The sequence below is a fragment of the Eleftheria terrae genome (genome assembly GCF_030419005.1).
In the GTDB taxonomy this organism is placed as follows: Bacteria; Pseudomonadota; Gammaproteobacteria; order Burkholderiales; family Burkholderiaceae_C; genus Caldimonas; species Caldimonas terrae.
This window is the reverse complement of record NZ_CP106951.1, coordinates 2,615,514-2,631,645: the sequence shown is the minus strand read 5'-3', so window position 1 is coordinate 2,631,645 and position 16,132 is coordinate 2,615,514. Positions and strand designations below refer to the sequence as shown.

11 protein-coding genes and 1 riboswitch are annotated in these 16,132 nt (G+C 73.0%); of the genes, 7 read left to right on the top strand and 4 right to left on the bottom strand.

Going from position 1 to position 16,132, the window contains the following annotated elements; all coding sequences use genetic code 11:
• The first annotated feature begins 57 nt into the window (after positions 1-57).
• Positions 58-1,914, top strand: coding sequence for a C1 family peptidase (locus N7L95_RS11545; protein WP_301259962.1), 1,857 nt, complete (start codon positions 58-60; stop codon positions 1,912-1,914).
• 11 nt (positions 1,915-1,925) lie between these two features.
• Here N7L95_RS11545 and N7L95_RS11540 read toward each other — a convergent pair whose 3' ends face one another.
• From N7L95_RS11540 to N7L95_RS11530, 3 genes are all read right to left on the bottom strand, one after another.
• The gene (locus N7L95_RS11540) at positions 1,926-3,428 is read right to left on the bottom strand and encodes a CYTH and CHAD domain-containing protein (RefSeq protein WP_301259961.1); all 1,503 of its coding nucleotides are present in this window, start codon (positions 3,426-3,428) and stop codon (positions 1,926-1,928) included.
• 204 nt (positions 3,429-3,632) lie between these two features.
• Positions 3,633-4,445, bottom strand: a complete 813-nt coding sequence (gene fdhD / locus N7L95_RS11535) for a formate dehydrogenase accessory sulfurtransferase FdhD (RefSeq protein ID WP_435870080.1) — start codon at positions 4,443-4,445, stop codon at positions 3,633-3,635.
• A complete protein-coding gene (locus N7L95_RS11530) occupies positions 4,442-6,766 on the bottom strand; it encodes an FdhF/YdeP family oxidoreductase (RefSeq protein ID WP_301259960.1) in 2,325 nt (774 codons plus the stop codon). The genes fdhD and N7L95_RS11530 overlap by 4 nt, the downstream gene beginning before the upstream one ends.
• Positions 6,767-6,931: 165 nt before the next feature.
• Positions 6,932-7,137, top strand: a riboswitch (cobalamin riboswitch).
• Between the two features lie 109 nt (positions 7,138-7,246).
• Between N7L95_RS11530 and N7L95_RS11525 the strand changes: the two genes are divergently transcribed.
• The 3 genes from N7L95_RS11525 (at position 7,247) to cobN (ending at position 12,089) form a co-directional block, all read left to right on the top strand.
• The gene (locus N7L95_RS11525; RefSeq protein ID WP_301259959.1) at positions 7,247-7,714 is read left to right on the top strand and encodes a hypothetical protein; all 468 of its coding nucleotides are present in this window, start codon (positions 7,247-7,249) and stop codon (positions 7,712-7,714) included.
• A gap of 8 nt (positions 7,715-7,722) precedes the next feature.
• Positions 7,723-8,061, top strand: a complete 339-nt coding sequence (locus N7L95_RS11520) for a DUF2149 domain-containing protein (protein WP_301259958.1) — start codon at positions 7,723-7,725, stop codon at positions 8,059-8,061.
• A gap of 77 nt (positions 8,062-8,138) precedes the next feature.
• Positions 8,139-12,089 (top strand): cobaltochelatase subunit CobN, encoded by a 3,951-nt coding sequence (cobN, locus tag N7L95_RS11515; RefSeq protein WP_301259957.1) that lies wholly within the window; start codon positions 8,139-8,141, stop codon positions 12,087-12,089.
• A gap of 274 nt (positions 12,090-12,363) precedes the next feature.
• Here the strand turns inward: cobN and N7L95_RS11510 are convergent, their stop codons facing one another.
• Positions 12,364-12,561 (bottom strand): hypothetical protein, encoded by a 198-nt coding sequence (locus N7L95_RS11510; protein WP_301259956.1) that lies wholly within the window; start codon positions 12,559-12,561, stop codon positions 12,364-12,366.
• A 647-nt stretch (positions 12,562-13,208) separates the two neighbouring features.
• Between N7L95_RS11510 and N7L95_RS11505 the strand changes: the two genes are divergently transcribed.
• The 3 genes from N7L95_RS11505 to gloA2 are packed head-to-tail and all read left to right on the top strand — an operon-like array spanning position 13,209 to position 15,984.
• Positions 13,209-14,438: a cation:proton antiporter gene (locus N7L95_RS11505; RefSeq protein ID WP_301259955.1), complete on the top strand. Its 1,230-nt coding sequence runs from the start codon at positions 13,209-13,211 to the stop codon at positions 14,436-14,438.
• A gap of 23 nt (positions 14,439-14,461) precedes the next feature.
• Entirely contained in the window at positions 14,462-15,589 is a 1,128-nt protein-coding gene (locus N7L95_RS11500; RefSeq protein ID WP_301259954.1) for a YbdK family carboxylate-amine ligase, read from the top strand.
• Positions 15,589-15,984 (top strand): SMU1112c/YaeR family gloxylase I-like metalloprotein, encoded by a 396-nt coding sequence (gene gloA2 / locus N7L95_RS11495; RefSeq protein ID WP_301259953.1) that lies wholly within the window; start codon positions 15,589-15,591, stop codon positions 15,982-15,984. Before N7L95_RS11500 ends, gloA2 begins: the two co-directional genes overlap by 1 nt.
• The last annotated feature ends 148 nt before the right edge of the window (positions 15,985-16,132 follow it).

The following is a 16,132-nucleotide window of genomic DNA, read 5'->3' as shown; positions in this document are numbered from 1 at the left end:
GCGGCAGGACCGTGATGTGCAGGCAGCGTGGCAACGCCCAGCCAGGAGCTTCCCGCGATGATGCTTTTTGCCGACACCCGGCGCGATTCTTTCGATGCGCGCGACCGGGTCTACACCTCCTTCCGCCCGGTAGTGCCCGACACCTTGCTGCCGCTCCCCCACTTGGTGGCGGCCCGGCAGCAGCAGGCCGAGGGCGACGGCCCCGGCTACGCGCTGGCCACCACCATCGACTGCCTGCTGCAACGTGCCGGCCATGCCGGCAGCGTCAGTGCCCGCATGCTGGTCGAGACAGGCCGCCGCTACGACCGCTGGCCCGGCCTGGACGCCCGCAGCAGCAGCGCCCGGGCGGTGTTGCAGGCCTGGCACAAGCATGGCGTGTGCAGCGAGGCCGCGTGGCCCAGCGATCATCCGCAGGACACCGCGCTTGACCGGCACCGCCAGGCCCAGGCGCTGCAATGGCCGCTGCGGCAGTACTGGCGGGTGCTGCCGCGGCGCTGCGAGGTGCAGGCGGCGCTGTGCGAATGCGGCGCGCTGCTGGCCACGGCGGCTTTCCACGACGGCTGGCGGCAGCCGCTGCAGGGGCTGATCGCGGCCGCACCCGGTGCGCGGCCGGAGGGCGGCCATGCAGTGACGCTGGTGGGCTACGAGCCGCGCGGCTTCCTGGTGCTGGCGCCCGGGGGGGGTGGCTGGGGCGGCCTGCCGCTGGCCGGACTGGCACGGCCCGGGCTGGCGCTGTGGCCGTATGAGGACTTCGATGCTCATGTCTGGGATGTGTGGGCCGTCGCGCTCGCACAGCCGGTGCCGCAGATGGCGGCCCTGCACGGCGGCCGGCCGCGCGCGGCCGTCAGCGGGCTGGTCGGCGGGCTGGTCGGCGGGCCACGGCCTGCGGAGGTGGCCCAGCACCTGGTGCACATCGACGACGGGCAGTTCGTGCCCGATGGCGACTATGCAAGCACGGCTGCCGGGGTGCGTGAGCTGCTACATGCCAAGGTGCAGGCCGGCATGGCACGCGGTGCGCTGAACCTGCTGCTGATCGCGCATGGCGGCCTCAACACGCTGAACCGGGCGGCCAACCGGGTGCGGGCCTGGCGTGATGTCATCGACGACAACGGCATCGAGCACCTGCACTGGCTGTGGGAGACCGGCTTCATCGAAGAGCTGGGCGACGTGCTGCTGGGCAAGGACCGCTACGCCACCGAGCGGGCCGGCCTGGGCGAATGGAAGGACCGGCTGCTGGAGCGCCTGACACGCCCGCTCGGCAAGGCCTTGTGGCGCGAGATGCAAAGCGATGCGGCAGCCGCCCACGCCGGCGACGGCGCCGGCGCCCAGGTACTGGCCCTGCTGGCCGAGGCGCTGGCCGCGCCACAGGCCGCCGGGCTGCCGGTGCGCATCACGCTGCTGGCCGACAGCGCCGGGTCGCTGTGGCTGGGCGAGGCGCTGCAGGCCTGGGCCCGGCTGCTGCCGGGCCGCCCGGTGGACCACCTGGTGCTGATGGCCCCGGCCTGCAGCGTGGACTTCTACCGCCGCCGCTTGCATCCGCCGCTGGCCGCCGGCTGGGTGAAGGCGCTCACCGTCTTCCAGCTGCCCGACGCGCTGGAGCGCGACGACAACGTGGCGCTGGTGTACGGCAAGTCGATGCTGTACTACGTCTCCAATGCCTGCGAGGCGCGTGAAGGCGGCACGCCGGTGCTCGGGCTGCAGGCCTGCAACCCGCACTGGCAGGCCGAGCGCGAGGCGCTCCGGCAGCAGGGCCGCTTCACCCTCTACACCGCCACCGAAGACCGCGAGCAGTGCCGCGCCACGCAGCACAACGGCTTCGACGACGACCCCTACACCCTCAACACCGTGCTGCGGCTGGCGGCCGGTGGGCCGCTGGCGCGGCCTTTCACCGCGGACGACCTGGCCGGGCAATAGCGGCAGCGGCTTCAGGATTTCCAGAAGCGCGGCGCGTCGGCCACCTTGCGCAGCGCCTTGCGGCACAGCCGCGCACTCACCTCGCGGTGGGCGGTGAGCCAGCCGACGGCGAACCAGGCGGCGGGCTCCGATGCCGCGGCGGCACGATAGTGCTCCAGCGCCACCGCATCGTCGTTGTGCAGGCCGAGCGCGTCCTGCGCGGGGCGCAACCGGTCGAGGTAGGCGGCAACCGCCCGTTCGCCGAACAGCGGGGCCACGAACTCCGCCAGATAGCGCAGCCGCTTCAGGCGCTTGCGCACGCGGTGCTGGGCCGGCACGTCGAGCCGCGTGAAACGCCGGCCGTCGCGCACCACCTGGCGGTGCAGCCGCCGCAGGCGCGCCGCCGCCTCGCGCCGCGTGGTGCGGCTGGCATGCGGCGCCTCGCCGCCCGCGGGCTCGGCCAGGCTGAATTCGATGAGCCCGAGCAGCGCCGCCTGGAAGCCGGCCTCGCGGACCGCCTGTGCCGGGTCGGCCGCCGTCGCGGCCGGGGGCAGCTCCACCAGCGGTGCCCCGGCCTCCTGCAGTTGCGGCCGCACCGAGCGCAGCACCGTGTCGCGGTCGCGGTAGTCGCCCAGTGCCTGGAAGGCCTTCACCAGCGGCGCTTCCCAGTCCGGCCGCACCTCCGCCGACAGCGAGCCCAACTCGCGCAGCGCGCTGCGCAGCCGGCGAATGCCGACGCGCAGCTGGTGCACATGGTCCTCGTTGTAGCGGTCCTGGCCGACCTCGCTGGCATTGCCGAGGATCTGCTCCAGACAGGCCGCCACCACCGCGCGCAGCTCGGCGTCGCCGGAGGCCGGATGCGGCAGGCGCGGCGGGCGCGCCTTCAGCACCGGCCCCAGGTCTTTGCCGCGCGCCAAGCGCTCGCCGCGCTGGCCCTTGGACACCACGCTCAGCCACAGCCCGTGCTGCAGCGCCCAGCGCCGGCCGACCTTCATCAGCGCCGCCACCGGGCCTTGCAGCAGCTCCAGTTCCAGCTCGCACACCGGCAGGGTGCGTCCGCCGGCCTGCAGGCGGCCCTCATCGAAGGCCAGTTGCACCCGGCCGCCCCCGGGCACCCGCAGCTCGCGGGTCTGGCGGGTGATGTCGGTGCTGTAGCGGGGCAGCAGCATCGGCGGTTCTGCCCGCGGGCCCGGCGGGTCGGGCTGCAGTGCGGCTTTCAGGCGCTCGCCGGCTGGTGTGCCGGCATGCAGGGCCGGATCGATGGCGGGCGGCTCGCCGCGCGCGGCGGGGTGCACTTCCACCTCGTGCTCCAGCCGGCGCACCGGGCTGTCGCCGTCGGCCTTCAGCGTCTGTACCCAGAGCCGGCCTTCCCGGCGCAGCCGCAGCGAGAGTCCGGCGCGGGCCAGCCGGCCGTCCTCGGTGTCGAAGTACCGGGCCTGCAGCCGGGTGCTGGCGCAGCCACCCCGGTGCACGGCGGCTTCGACCCGGTCGCGGGCTTCCGGCGGCACCTGGAATTTCAGTTCAAGTTCATGCATCGCATCCTCCTTGTTGCTGTCAGGCGGGCGCCCGAGCCCGCAGGCGCGGGCGCCGCCGTCCCCCGGTGCTGGCAAGGCGCGCGCCGGCCGGGCACGCGGCCCCGGCCGGGCGCCCATGGCGCAGGGGTTCGCCGGCGCTCGGACGACGACCGGGCAGCGCGGCGGCGGCATCTGGCATGCGACCGGCCGGCTGCCGGGCCTCGCTCAGCTGGAGGCGGTGTATTCGACCGTGCTGTCCGCGCGGCAGAAACCGAACAGCCGCAGGCCGGCGCGACGGGCGATGTCCACCGCCAGCGTGGTGGGCGCGGAGATGGCCGCCAGCGCCGGCAGCTGCAGCCGGGCGCACTTGCGCACCAGCTCGTAGCTGGCGCGGCTGGAGACGATGGCAAAGCCCGGCTCGGCCAGCCGGCCGGTGCGCGCCAGCCGGCCGATCAGCTTGTCGAGCGCGTTATGGCGGCCGACATCCTCGGCCACCTCGAGCAGGCGGCCGTCGGCTGCGGCCCAGCCGGCTGCATGGCAGGCGCCGCTCTGCGCGTTCAGCGGCTGGCGTCCCGCCAGCTCGTGAAAGGCCCGCGACACCTCGGCGGGGCCGAGCGCCGGCAGGGCCCGGCCGGGGGGCAGTGGCTCGGGCTGCAGGTCCAGCGCGGCCAGGCTCTCCACACCGCACACGCCGCAGCCGGTGCGGCCTTCGAAGGCCCGGCGGCGCTGCTTCAGGGCCTCGAAGGCGCGGCTGGCGAGCTGCAGCTGCACGTCGACGCCGGCGTCCACCGCCCGCACCTCGATGCCATAGCACTGGGCCGGCGAACCGATCAGCCCCTCCGACAACGCAAAGCCGAGCGCAAAGTCCTCGATGTCGGCCGGCGTGGCCATCATCACTGCATGGCTGATGCCGTTGAGGCTCAGGGCCACCGGCACCTCGGCAGCCACCTGGTCGAGCGCCGCCTGGCGGCCCGACGGCGTGCTGCGGACCACCGGCAACTCGCCGATCGGCGCCGGCAGGGCCGGGTCGGCACTCACGGCTGCGTGCCCGTGTCCGCCCCGGGCGCCGGCCGGTGGCGGCGCAGCACCACCGGAATGGACTTGGAGGCGGGAGTGCGTGCGCCCTCGGCATGGCTGGCCAGCGGCACCAGCACATTGGTCTCGGGGTAGTAGCTCGCCAGGCAGCCGCGCGGGATGTCGTAGGCCACCAGCAGGAAGCGCTCGGCGCAGCGTTGCTGGCCGTCCTCGAAGACGCTGACGAGGTCCACCCACTCGCCGGCCGCCAGGCCTTCGGACTGCAGGTCGTCCTGGTGGATGAAGACCACCCGCCGGTGGCCGAACACGCCGCGGTAGCGGTCGTCATGGCCGTAGACGGTGGTGTTGTACTGGTCGTGCGCCCGCACCGTGGCCAGCGCGAAGACGCGCTGCGTGCTGCGCGCGCGGGCCCGGTGCACGGCGGTGGCGCGCGGCACCGGATGCGCCTCGAACTGCGCCTTGCCGGAAGCTGTCAGCCAGACCCGCTCGGCAGCCGTGTTGCGCAGCCGAAAGCCGCCCGGCGTGCGCACGCGGGTGTTGAAGCCGGCGAAGTCGTCGAACACCGCCTCGATGCGGTCGCGGATGCGGTCGTAGTCTTCCACCAGCCACAGCCAGGGCGTCTTGCTGCGCGGCAGCGTCGCGGCCGCCAGGCGGGCCACGATCATCGGCTCGGACAGCAGCTGCGGCGCGGCCGGCTCGTTCATGCCGCAGGACAGGTGCACCATGCTCATCGAGTCCTCCACCGTCACCGACTGCGGGCCGCCCGCCTGGCGGTCGATCTCGGTGCGGCCCAGGCAGGGCAGCACCAGGGCCTCTCGCCCGTGCACCACGTGGCTGCGATTGAGCTTGGTGGAGACCTGCACGGTGAGCGCGCAGCGGCGCAGCGCCTCATGGGTGAGCGCGGTGTCCGGGGTGGCGGCGGCGAAGTTGCCGCCCATGCCGAAGAACACCTGCGCCTGGCCATCCAGCATGGCCTGGATGGCGCCCAGCGTGTCGTGTCCCGGGCGGCGCGGCGGCTCGAAGCCGAAGACCTGGCCGAGCCGGTCGAGGAAGGCCGGCGAGGGCTTCTCGTGGATGCCCATCGTGCGGTCGCCCTGCACATTGCTGTGGCCACGCACCGGGCAGACGCCGGCACCGGGGCGGCCCAGGTTGCCGCGCATCAGCAGCAGGTTGGTGATCATCTGCACGGTGGCCACCGCATGCGGGTGCTGCGTGATGCCCATGCCCCAGCAGGCGATGACCTTGCCGGCCCCCGCGTAGACCGCGGCGGCGGCGCGCAGCTGCGCTTCGCTGAGGCCCGATTCTTCGACCAGCAGCGCCCAGGACTCGGCCCGCACGTCGGCCTCGAAGATGTCGAAGCCGCGGGTGTGCGCTTCGATGAAGGCCAGGTCCAGCACCCGCGGCTGGCCGGCGGCACGGGCCGCGTCGTCGAGTTCGAAGACCGCCTTGCACAGGCCCTTGACCGCGGCCAGGTCGCCGCCGATGCGCAGCTGGAAGTAGTGGCTGCTGATGGCGGTGGAGCCGAGCGTGGCCATCTCCAGCGGGCTCTGCGGATCGGCGAAGCGCTCCAGGCCGCGTTCGCGCAGCGGGTTGAAGCTGAGGATGCGGGCGCCGCGCCGGGCGGCTGCGCGCAGCTCGCCCAGCATGCGGGGATGGTTGGTGCCCGGGTTCTGGCCGAAGATGAGCAGCGCGTCGGCCTCGGTGAAGTCGTCCAGCGTCACGCTGCCCTTGCCCACGCCGATGCTCTGCCGCAGCCCCAAGCCGCTCGGCTCATGACACATGTTGGAGCAGTCGGGGAAATTGTTGGTGCCGAACTCGCGCACGAACAGCTGGTACAGGAAGGCGGCCTCGTTGCTGGTGCGCCCCGAGGTGTAGAAGACCGCCTGGTCCGGATGCGGCAGCTGCTGCAGGTGGTGGGCGATGCGCCCGAAGGCGGCGTCCCAGCTGATGGGCCGGTAGCGGTCGGTGGCCGCATCCCAGGCCAGCGGCTCGGTGAGCCGGCCGAGTGCTTCCAGGTCGTGGTCCGACCAGCGGCTCAGCTCGCTGACCGTGTGCTGGCCGATCACCTCCGCGGTGGCGCGGCGGGCGGTGGCCTCCGCCGCCACCGCCTTCACGCCGTTCTCGCAGAACTCGAAGGTGGAGGTGTGGTTGCGGTCCGGCCAGGCACAGCCGGGGCAGTCGAAGCCATCGGGCTGGTTGGCCGAGAGCAGGGTGCGCGCCCCCTTGCCGGCGATGCGGTGTTGCAGCAGTTGCCGCGCCGCACTGCGCAGCGCGCCCCAGCCACCGGCGGGGTAGGGATAGAACTCGATTTTGCTGTCGCTCATGGCAGTCGCACCCGGCAGGCGTGAAGGTCAGGGGACGAGGGTATACCACCGGCCGCTGCAGCGCCGGGCTGGCGCGATGCGGCCCGGCCCGGCGGCCTGTCTACCGCAGGCGCGCCGCGATGCCCGGGGCTGCTCGGTGCGCCGGCCTGCGGTACATTGGCGCCCGTTGGTGCGCGTGCCGGCGATCTGCCGGCACCGTGAAACGGGAATCAGCGCCGGGCCGCCTGGGCGGCCTGCAAGCTGAGCTGCCCCCGCAACGGTAAGCGGAAGCCAGGGGGCCTCGCCCCTTGCAGTGCCTGTCCGATGCCCACTGGCCGCCTGCGGCCGGGAAGGGCCAGGGCGCTGTGCCGCCAGCCCGGAGACCGGCCAACACGCGGGCCGCGCGCGAGCGCGCCGCGCTGTGCCCGGCGGCGGGGATGCGGCCGGGTGCCTCCCCGCGAGCCGGCCGGCTCGCCTTCCTGCAGACACCGAGGGACCGCGATGATGATCGAAACCGGCATGGCGCAGCTGGCGCAATGGCTGCTGTGGCCCGTCTCGCTCGGCGTGCTGGCGACGTTCGCCGCCGCGCTGTGGGCGCTCGGACGCATGCTGGCCGAGGCTTGGCAACGCTGGCGCCGTCCCGGCTGGCGTGCCCTGCCGGTGGCGGACCACATCGGCCTCGACGCGCTGGAGCTCGCCGCGCTGCAGCAGCTCGAGCCGCTGCGCCTGCTGGCGCGCATCGCGCCGCTGCTCGGCCTCATCGCCACCATGATTCCGCTCGGGCCGGCCCTGGCCGGGGTCGCCTCGGGCGATGGCGGACGCACCCTGCTCGGCTTCGGCAATGCCTTCTCGGGCGTGGTGCTGGCGCTGGCCGCAGCCGCCATCGCGCTGGCCGTGCATTCACAGCGGCGGCGCTGGCTGCTGGCCGAGCTGCATGCGGTGCGGCAGGCCCGTGGCCTGGCGCAGTGAGGCCGGCCATGCGACACCGCCATCTCGACGCGCTGGCTGACGACGATGACGACCCGATGCTGTCGGCCGTCAACCTGGTGGACGTCTTCCTCGTCGTGGTCGCAGCGCTGCTGGTGGCGCTGACCCTGAGGGCCGAGCGCGAGGCCGGCGAGACGGTGACCGTCATCCGCAACGCCGGCCGGCCCGACATGGAAATCGTCGTGCGCGAGCACGGCCGCGAGCTGCGGCTGCGCGGCGATGGCAGTGCCAGCGCCGGCAACGGCGTGCGCACTGGCATCGCCTACCGCCTGCAGGACGGCAGCGTGGTGTACGTGCCCGAGCCGGCGGCTTCCGGGAGCCGACCCTGAGGCCGCGCGCCGGCACGCGCCCGCGACCCGGCTGGCTGGCATGGGCCTGGTGCGCATGGCTGCTGTGGGCCGCCGCAGTGCAGGCCGCGCCCCGGCTGCTGTGGCTGAGCACCGACCTGACGCCGGCCACCCGCAGCGCCCGGCTGGCCGAGCTGGCCGAGCAGGCCGGTTTCGAGTGGCAGCACGTGCAGTTGCCGCTGCAGGCCGGTGACGACCGCTTGCCCCGGCAAGCCCTGCAGCAGGCGCTGGCACTGGCCGACTGGGTCTGGATCGACGCGCCGCACCCGACGGCACGGGCGCGGCTGGACGCCGCCTTCGGCGCCGAGCTCGCCGGCCACGCCGCGCGCCGGCCCGGCCGCCTGGCAGCCACCGATGCCGCCGCGGGCGACGATGCAGCCGCCCGCATCGCCGCCTACCTGCGCGCGGGCGGACCGCGGGCCTGGAGCCAGGCGCTGCAGCTGGCGGCTGCCGTGTCGGCCGGGCAGCCGGTGCCCGCGCTGCCACCGCCCGAGCCCTGGCCGGCCCGCGGGCTCTACCATCCCCGCGCGCCCCGGCTGTTCAGCGATGCCGCCGAGCTGGCGTTGTGGCAGGCCAGCGATGCCGGGCTGGCCGGCCGCCCCGCGGTCGTGCTGCTGGTTCACCGCCATCACCTGGTGGACGGCAGCAGTGCCTGGCTGGATCGCTGGCTGGCCATGTTCGAATTGGCTGGCCTCGCTGCCTATGCGGCCTTCAGCCAGTCGCTGGACGCCGCCTCGCTGGCGGCGCTGCTCGAGGTGGATGGACGCCTGCAGGCCCGGGCAATCGTCACCCACCAGCTGCTCACGCCCGGCGCCGCGCTGCAGCCGCTGTTCGAGCGCTGGGACGTGCCGGTGCTGGCCACACTGCCCTACCGCAGCGGCGACAGCGGCGCCTGGCAGGCCGACGCCACCGGCCTGGGGCTGGCCGAACTGCCCTTCTACCTGGCCCAGCCCGAGGCCGCCGGCACGGTCGATCCGATGCTGGTGACGGCCCGGGGGGATGCCCGGGAGGGCTGGCGCCTGATCGAGCCGCAGGCCGCCGCCGTCATCGCCAAGCTGCAGCGCCTGCTGGCCCTGCGCGACACGGCCCCTGCCGACAAGCGGCTGGTCGCAATGGTCTACAACTACCCCGCCGGCGCGAGCAACTTCGGCGCCTCCTTCCTCAATGTGCCGCGCAGCCTCGAGACGGTCAGCCAGGCGCTCGCCGAAGCCGGCTACCGCACGCACCGCCTCACCGAGGCGGAATGGATACGGCAGCTGTCGCCGCTGCTCGCCGCCTACTACGAAGGGGCCGACCTGCAGGGCCTGCTCGACAGCGGCGCGGCAGCCGCCCTGCCGCTGGCGCGCTACCGCGCCTGGTTCGACACGCTGGACGCCGCCGTGCGCGAACGCATCCTGGCCCAGTGGGGGCCGCCCGAGCGCAGCCGCTTCGTGCTGCGCCATGGCGGCGAGCCGGTGTTCGTCATCCCACGGCTGGAGGTGGGCCGGCTCAGCGTGCTGCCGCAGCCGCCCCGCGAGGAAACCCGGCGGCCTGGCGAGCGCGTGTTCTCGCACCGCAGCCGCCTGCCGCTGTCGCATCATTACCTTGCGGTCTACCTGTGGGCGCGCGAGGCGCACGCCCTGGTCCACTTCGGCACGCACGGGACGCAGGAATGGGCCAACGGCAAGCTGCGCGCACTCGCCGTGCAAGACGACGCACTGCTGCCGCTGGGCGACGTGCCGGTGATCTACCCCTACATCGTCGACAACCTCGGCGAGGCCCTGACGGCCAAGCGCCGCGGCCGTGCCACCATGATCAGCCACCGCACGCCGTCCTTCGCGCCGGCCGGCTTCCAGGTGCGAATGGCCCGCATGCACGAGCTGATGCATGAGTGGGAGACCGCCAGCCACGGGCCGACCAGGCGATCGCTGGAAGCCGCACTGCTGGCGCAGTTCGTCGAGCACGGCTTGCACCGCGACCTGGGCTGGAGCGCCGAGCGCATCCAGGCCGACTTCGCCGGCTTCCTCGAGCTGCTGCACCCCTGGCTGGACCGGCTGGCGCAGGACGCGCAGCCCCGCGGCCTGGCGGTGTTCGGTCGGGTGCCGCCGTCGGCCGAGCGCCGGCTCACCATCCTGCAGGCCCTGCGCCAGCCGCTGATCGAGGCCCTGGGCGAGGACATTGACGAAGCCTTCCTGATCGACCATGCCGAAGTGGCCGACTCGCGCCCGGCCCGCTGGCTGGAGGTGGCGCTGCGCGATGCCGACGCCGCCGCCACGCTCGACCTGCGCCCGCCGCTGCCCGAGGGCCCGGTGCCAAACCGGGCCGCCCGCCGCCCGATCGATCGCGACGCGCTGCACCAGCTGGCGCTGCGCGCCCAGGTGCTGGAGCAGCGCCTGTCCACCGAGGGCGAAATCCCCGGCCTGCTGCGTGCTCTGGACGGCCGGTTCGTGCCGGCCGCCTATGGCGGTGATCCGCTGCGCAATGTCGACAGCCTGCCCACCGGCCGCAACCTCACCGGCCTGGACCCCAGCCGCCTGCCCACCCGCCAAGCCTGGCAGGCGGCCCAGGCCCTGTTCAAGGACTGGCTGGCCGGCTGGCAGCGCGACCACGGCGGCCGCCCGCCACGGCGGCTGGCCCTGTCGCTGTGGGCCGGCGAGACCTTGCGCCACCAGGGCGTGCAGGAGGCACAGGCGCTGGTGGCGCTGGGCGTCGAGCCGGTCTGGGACGCCGCGGGCCGGCCCACCGCGGTGCGTGTGATTCCCGCCGACCAGCTCGGCCGGCCCCGGGTGGATGTGCTGCTGTCGGTCACCGGCTCCTACCGCGACCAGTTCCCGGCGCTGATGGCCCTGGTGGACCAGGCGGTCGCAGCGGTCAGCGCCGCCGAACCCGAGGGCCCGGTGGCCAGTGCCAGCCAGGCGGTGGCCGGGGAGCTGGCCGGCCGCGGGCTGCCGGCGGCGGTGGCTGCGCGGCTGGGCCGGGTGCGGGTGTTCGGCAATGCGCCGGGCGACTACGGCACCGGCCTGGCGGAGGCGGTGCAGTCCGATGGCCTGGATCGGCAGGACAGCCGGCTCGGCGAGCTGTTCCTGCAACGCATGAGCCAGCCCTTTCTCGATGGCGCACCGCTGGCACAGGACGAGGCCGGCGAGCAGGGCAGCGGCCGGAGTGCGTTCGCGGCCCAGCTGCGCCGGGCCGATGCCGCGCTGCTGTCACGCAGCTCGCACCTCTACGGGATGATGACGTCGGACGATCCCTTCCAGTACCTCGGCGGCCTGGCCGCAGCCGCCCGCAGCGCCGGCCGTCCGGAGCCGCTGCCGCTCTATGTCAACCAGCTCGCCGACGCCGGCGACCTGCACACGCAGACCGCCGCGCAAGGCATCGCGCAGGAAATGCAGTCCCGCTACCTCCATCCCGGCTGGCTGGCCGCGCAGCGGGACGAGGGCTACGCCGGCACCCTCCAGGTGGTGAAGGCGCTGCAGTTCGCCTGGGGCTGGCAGCAGGTCGACAGTCACAGCGTGCGCGACGACCACTGGCAAGGCTTCTTCGAGGTGCTGGTGCGCGACCGTCACCGGCTGGGACTGCCGCAATGGCTGCGCAGCCATCCGCAGGCCTACGCGCAGGCCCTGGAGCGCCTGGCCCAGGCCGACCGCCACGGCTATTGGCGTCCGGATGCCGGCACGCGGCGCGAGCTGGCCGGCCTGTTGCAGACGCTGGACCGCCTGGCGCCCCGCCCCGACGCTTCGCGCGAAGTGCGGGACTGGGCCCGGCGGCAGGCCCAGCGCCCCGCCCGGCCAGGCGCGTCCCTGCGCGGCACGCCTGCAGCCGGCGTGGCACAGCGGCCGGCCGCCACGCCGCAGCAGGCGGCGCCGTCACCCGCCCTGCAAACCGGCATCCGGTTGCGCCCGCTGGAGACCCCGGGCGCCGGCCAGGCAGTGGCGGACCGGCTGCTTCAGCTCTTCCTGGCGGCCCTGGCGCTCGGCATCTTGCTCGCCGGTGCCCTGTATCAGCTGCGCCGCCCGGCCGCCGCCGGGTGAAGGGGAACACGGAGGAAAGGGGGAACAGGCGAGGAGGCCGCGCCGCCAAGCTCCGCCGCGGCGGGAAGCTGGGCCCGCCGGCGTGGCACCGGGCGCGGCAGAGGCGCGGGCTGCCCCGCCGTAGTGGCCCCGGTGCGCCGCTGCGGCGGCCACGGGAGCCATCAGACCTTGGTTCGAGTCGCCCCGCCGCGGGGCAGGCAAAAGGGCGGTGTTGCTTTGTGTCGGATGTAAAGCGCCGGGCCGCGACGGCGGCCCGGCGAACCCTTTGGCGGCCTCAGGCCGCGTCCAGGGCGGGCTGGCGGAAGCGGCCTTCATCGTCGGCCGCCTGTTCCGGGTCGAGACCGCTGCCTGCTTCTTGCCAGACCTGCTCTGCCAGGTGCAGGGCATCGCTGCTCTGCAGCGCGGGCTGCTGGGCCAGCATGCGGGCCGCGCAGCGCTCGATCCACTCGTGCTTGCTCATCTTGTCGCTCATTTGCAGCTCCTTCCCTGATTGAGCAGGCGATTTTGCCCGCTCAATGCGAACAGCGTGTGCTGCTCACCCGTTCAGGGGGCCGCTTCCTCCCCCAAACCAGGGACGGCACTTGACGGCAGGCGGCAAGCGGCTTCGCGGCCCGCTGTGCAGCCGGCCCGCCTGGCAAAACGGTTAATACATCGGTACAACTGTTTCAGGCTAGGATGGGTCCGCCGCGCGGCGCCTCGGAGTTCCCGGTGTTGCGCAGCGACCAAGAAGCCTTGCCCCCGTCCTTCGGGGGCTTTTTTTTGCGGTTGGCGCTCGCTCGCCTCGGCGCTGCGGGGGCGGCGCATGGTGCAGAATGCCCGCTGCTTGCGGCCCGGACGTGATGCATGTCACGAACGGACACCGGCATCGCTGCCTTGGGCAGGCCGCTGTGCGGAGCCGGCCAGCGACCCGTGGCCGCTCGCAAGCCGCCGGCATGCACCGTTTTAGGCATTCCGTTTGCTACCGGACGGTGCGCCGGTTCGCGATGAGATCCGGCCGCGCCCTGGAAGGGGGCGCTTGCGGGGGGCTAGAGCCTGCCCACGCCGGGCTCCGGTCCGGCCTGCACAACAAGGCGCCGCCCCCTGCGGCGTCAACGTGACGACAAGACGGAGGTGTAAGACATGGTGGACGAGCTGACCCAGGCCCTGTCCTTTCTCGGCGCTGCCTTTTCGTGGGAGGGGCCCAATGCGCTGCTCGGATCTTCGCTGGTACTGATCGCCGGCGCGCTGATCGGCGAGCTGGTGTTCCGGCGCCTGGGGCTGCCACGCATCGTGGGCTATTCGCTGGTCGGCATGCTGGTCGCCGCCGGCGGCTGGGGCGTCGCCAGCGGCACCATCCCCGGCCCGGTGCGGCTGGTGGTCGATCTGGCGCTGGCGCTGCTGCTGTTCGAGCTGGGCGCGCGGGTGCACCTGCGCTGGCTGCGCACCAATCCCTTCCTGCTGGTGACCAGCCTGGCGGAGGCGGTGCTGACCTTCGCCGTCGTCTACCTGGCGATGCGCTACCTGGGCCTCGACGCCTCGTCCTCGGCCGCCGTCGCGGTGCTGGCGGTGCCCGCCTCGCCCGCAGTCATCTCGCGGGTGGCGTCCGAGTTCGGTGCCGAAGGCCAGGTGACCGAGCGTGTGACGATGCTGGCCGCGCTCAATACCCTCTATGGCGTGTTCGCGAGCAAGCTGCTGCTGGCCTGGCTCGACCTGGACACCGGGCAGAACCCCGTGCAGGCGGTGGTGCACCCCTTGTACGTGTTCGCCGGCTCCTTCCTGATCGCCGGCGTGCTCGGCTTTGCGGTCGCCCGGGTGGCACGCGGCCTGGACCTGCGCAATGAGAACTCCACGCTGCTGCTGCTGGGGCTGGTCACGATGGCGCTGGCGCTGACGAAGATGTTCGGCCTGTCGACCCTGCTGATGCCGCTGATGGCGGGCCTGTGGCTGCGCAATTCCACCGAGCGGCCCTGGGTCTGGCCGCGCCACTTCGGCACCGCCGGTGGTGTGCTGGTGCTGATGATGTTCGTCATCGTCGGTTCGTCGTGGTCGGTCGAAGGCCTGGCCACCGGCGGGCTGATCGCGCTCGTCGCCATGGCCGCCCGGGCCGCGGCCAAGGCCACTGCGGTGCTGACGCTCGGATGGTTCAGCGGACAGTCGGTGCGCCAGGGGATCGGCGTGAGCCTGGCCCTGACGCCGCTGTCGGCCACCGCACTGGTGATGTACTCGGACCTGCAGGCCTCGCACGGCAGCTTTGCCGGCCAGCTGGCGCCCATCGCGCTGAGTTCGATCGCCATCATGGAACTGCTGGGCGCCCTGGCCGTGCTCGCTGCATTGCGCAGCGCCCACGAGATTGCCGCGCGCCGCACCTGAGACCTTCGCAGGAGACTGATCGCATGACCTTGGAAGCCTTCGCCACCTCGCAGCCGCTCACCCTGGGCGTCGAGCTGGAGCTGGGGATCGTCAATACCCACGACTACGACCTGTCGCCGAGCGCGGTCGACCTGCTGCGGCTGATGGCCAAGCGGAAGATCCCCGGCGATGTGAAACCCGAGATGACCGACAGCATGATCGAGCTGTCCACCGGCATCTGCTACAGCCATGACGACGCCCTCGGCCAGCTGACCGAACTGCGCGGCGCCCTGGTGGACTGCGCCCGCAAGCTCAACGTCGGCCTGACCGGCGGTGGCACCCATCCCTTCCAGGACTGGAGCGAGCGCCGCATCTTCAACACGCCGCGCTTCCACATGCTCTCGGAGCTGTACGGCTACCTGTCCAAGCAGTTCACCATCTTCGGCCAGCACGTGCACGTGGGCTGCCCGAGCCCCGACGAGGCGCTGGTGCTGCTGCACGGCATGTCGCGCTTCATCCCGCACTTCATCGCACTGTCGGCTTCCTCGCCGTATGTGCAGGGCACCGACACCGGCTTTCATTCGGCACGGCTGAACTCGGTGTTCGCCTTCCCCTTGTCGGGCCGGGCGCCCTTCGTCACAACCTGGGACGACTTTGGCGTCTTCTTCGGCAAGATGACCCGCACCGGCGTGGTCAAGAGCATGAAGGACTTCTACTGGGACATCCGGCCCAAGCCCGAGTTCGGGACCATCGAGGTGCGCGTGCTCGACACGCCGCTCACCATCGAGAAGGCCGCTGCGCTGGCCGCCTACATCCAGTGCGTGGCCAGCTGGCTCACCAAGGAAAAGCCCTTCCCGCTGGCCGAGGACGACTACCTCGTCTACACCTTCAACCGCTTCCAGGCCTGCCGCTTCGGGCCCGAGGGCACCTTCGTCGATCCCAAGACCGGCGAGCACCGCAGCCTGCGCGAGGACATCATGGCCACCATGGCCGCGATCGAGCAGCACGCCATCGACCTCAAGGCCGATGCCGCCATGCGCTACCTGCGCGGCGAGCTGCAGCGCTTCGGCAACGACGCCACCTGGGCCCGCCAGGCGCAGCAGAAGGAGCACCTGCTGGCCGAGGTGGTGCGCCAGCAATGCCTGCGCTGGAGCGGGGAGCTGGTGGTCTGATGCAGCTGTCGGGCATCCACCATGTGGCGCTGATCGCGTCCGACCTGTCCCGCGCCAAGCGGTTCTATGTCGACCTGCTGGGCCTGCGCGTGCTCGCCGAAAACTACCGCGAGGCCCGCGATTCCTGGAAGGTCGACCTGGAAGGCCCCGGCGGCCTGCGTCTGGAGCTGTTCACCTTCCCGGGCGCGCCGGCGCGCCCCAGCCGCCCCGAGGCGCAGGGGCTGCGCCATCTCGCCTTCGCGACGCCTGACGTCGACGCCTGCCGCAGCCGGCTGGCCGCCGGCGGCGTCGACTGCGAGCCGGTGCGGGTGGACGAGTACACCGGCCAGCGCTTCTTCTTCTGCGCCGATCCCGACGACCTGCCGATCGAGTTCTACGAAGTGCCGCCGGTGTGAACTGGTGGATGTCCTAGATCGCCCCAAATCGGGGGGGCGCCAGCGCGGTGGGCGCCGCGCCCGCGCATTTCCCGGGCCGCCGGCCAGCGACGCACGCGAGCGGTGATCCCTGCTCCGGGGCGCGCCCGGCAGGCCTGCCGCCGCGCCG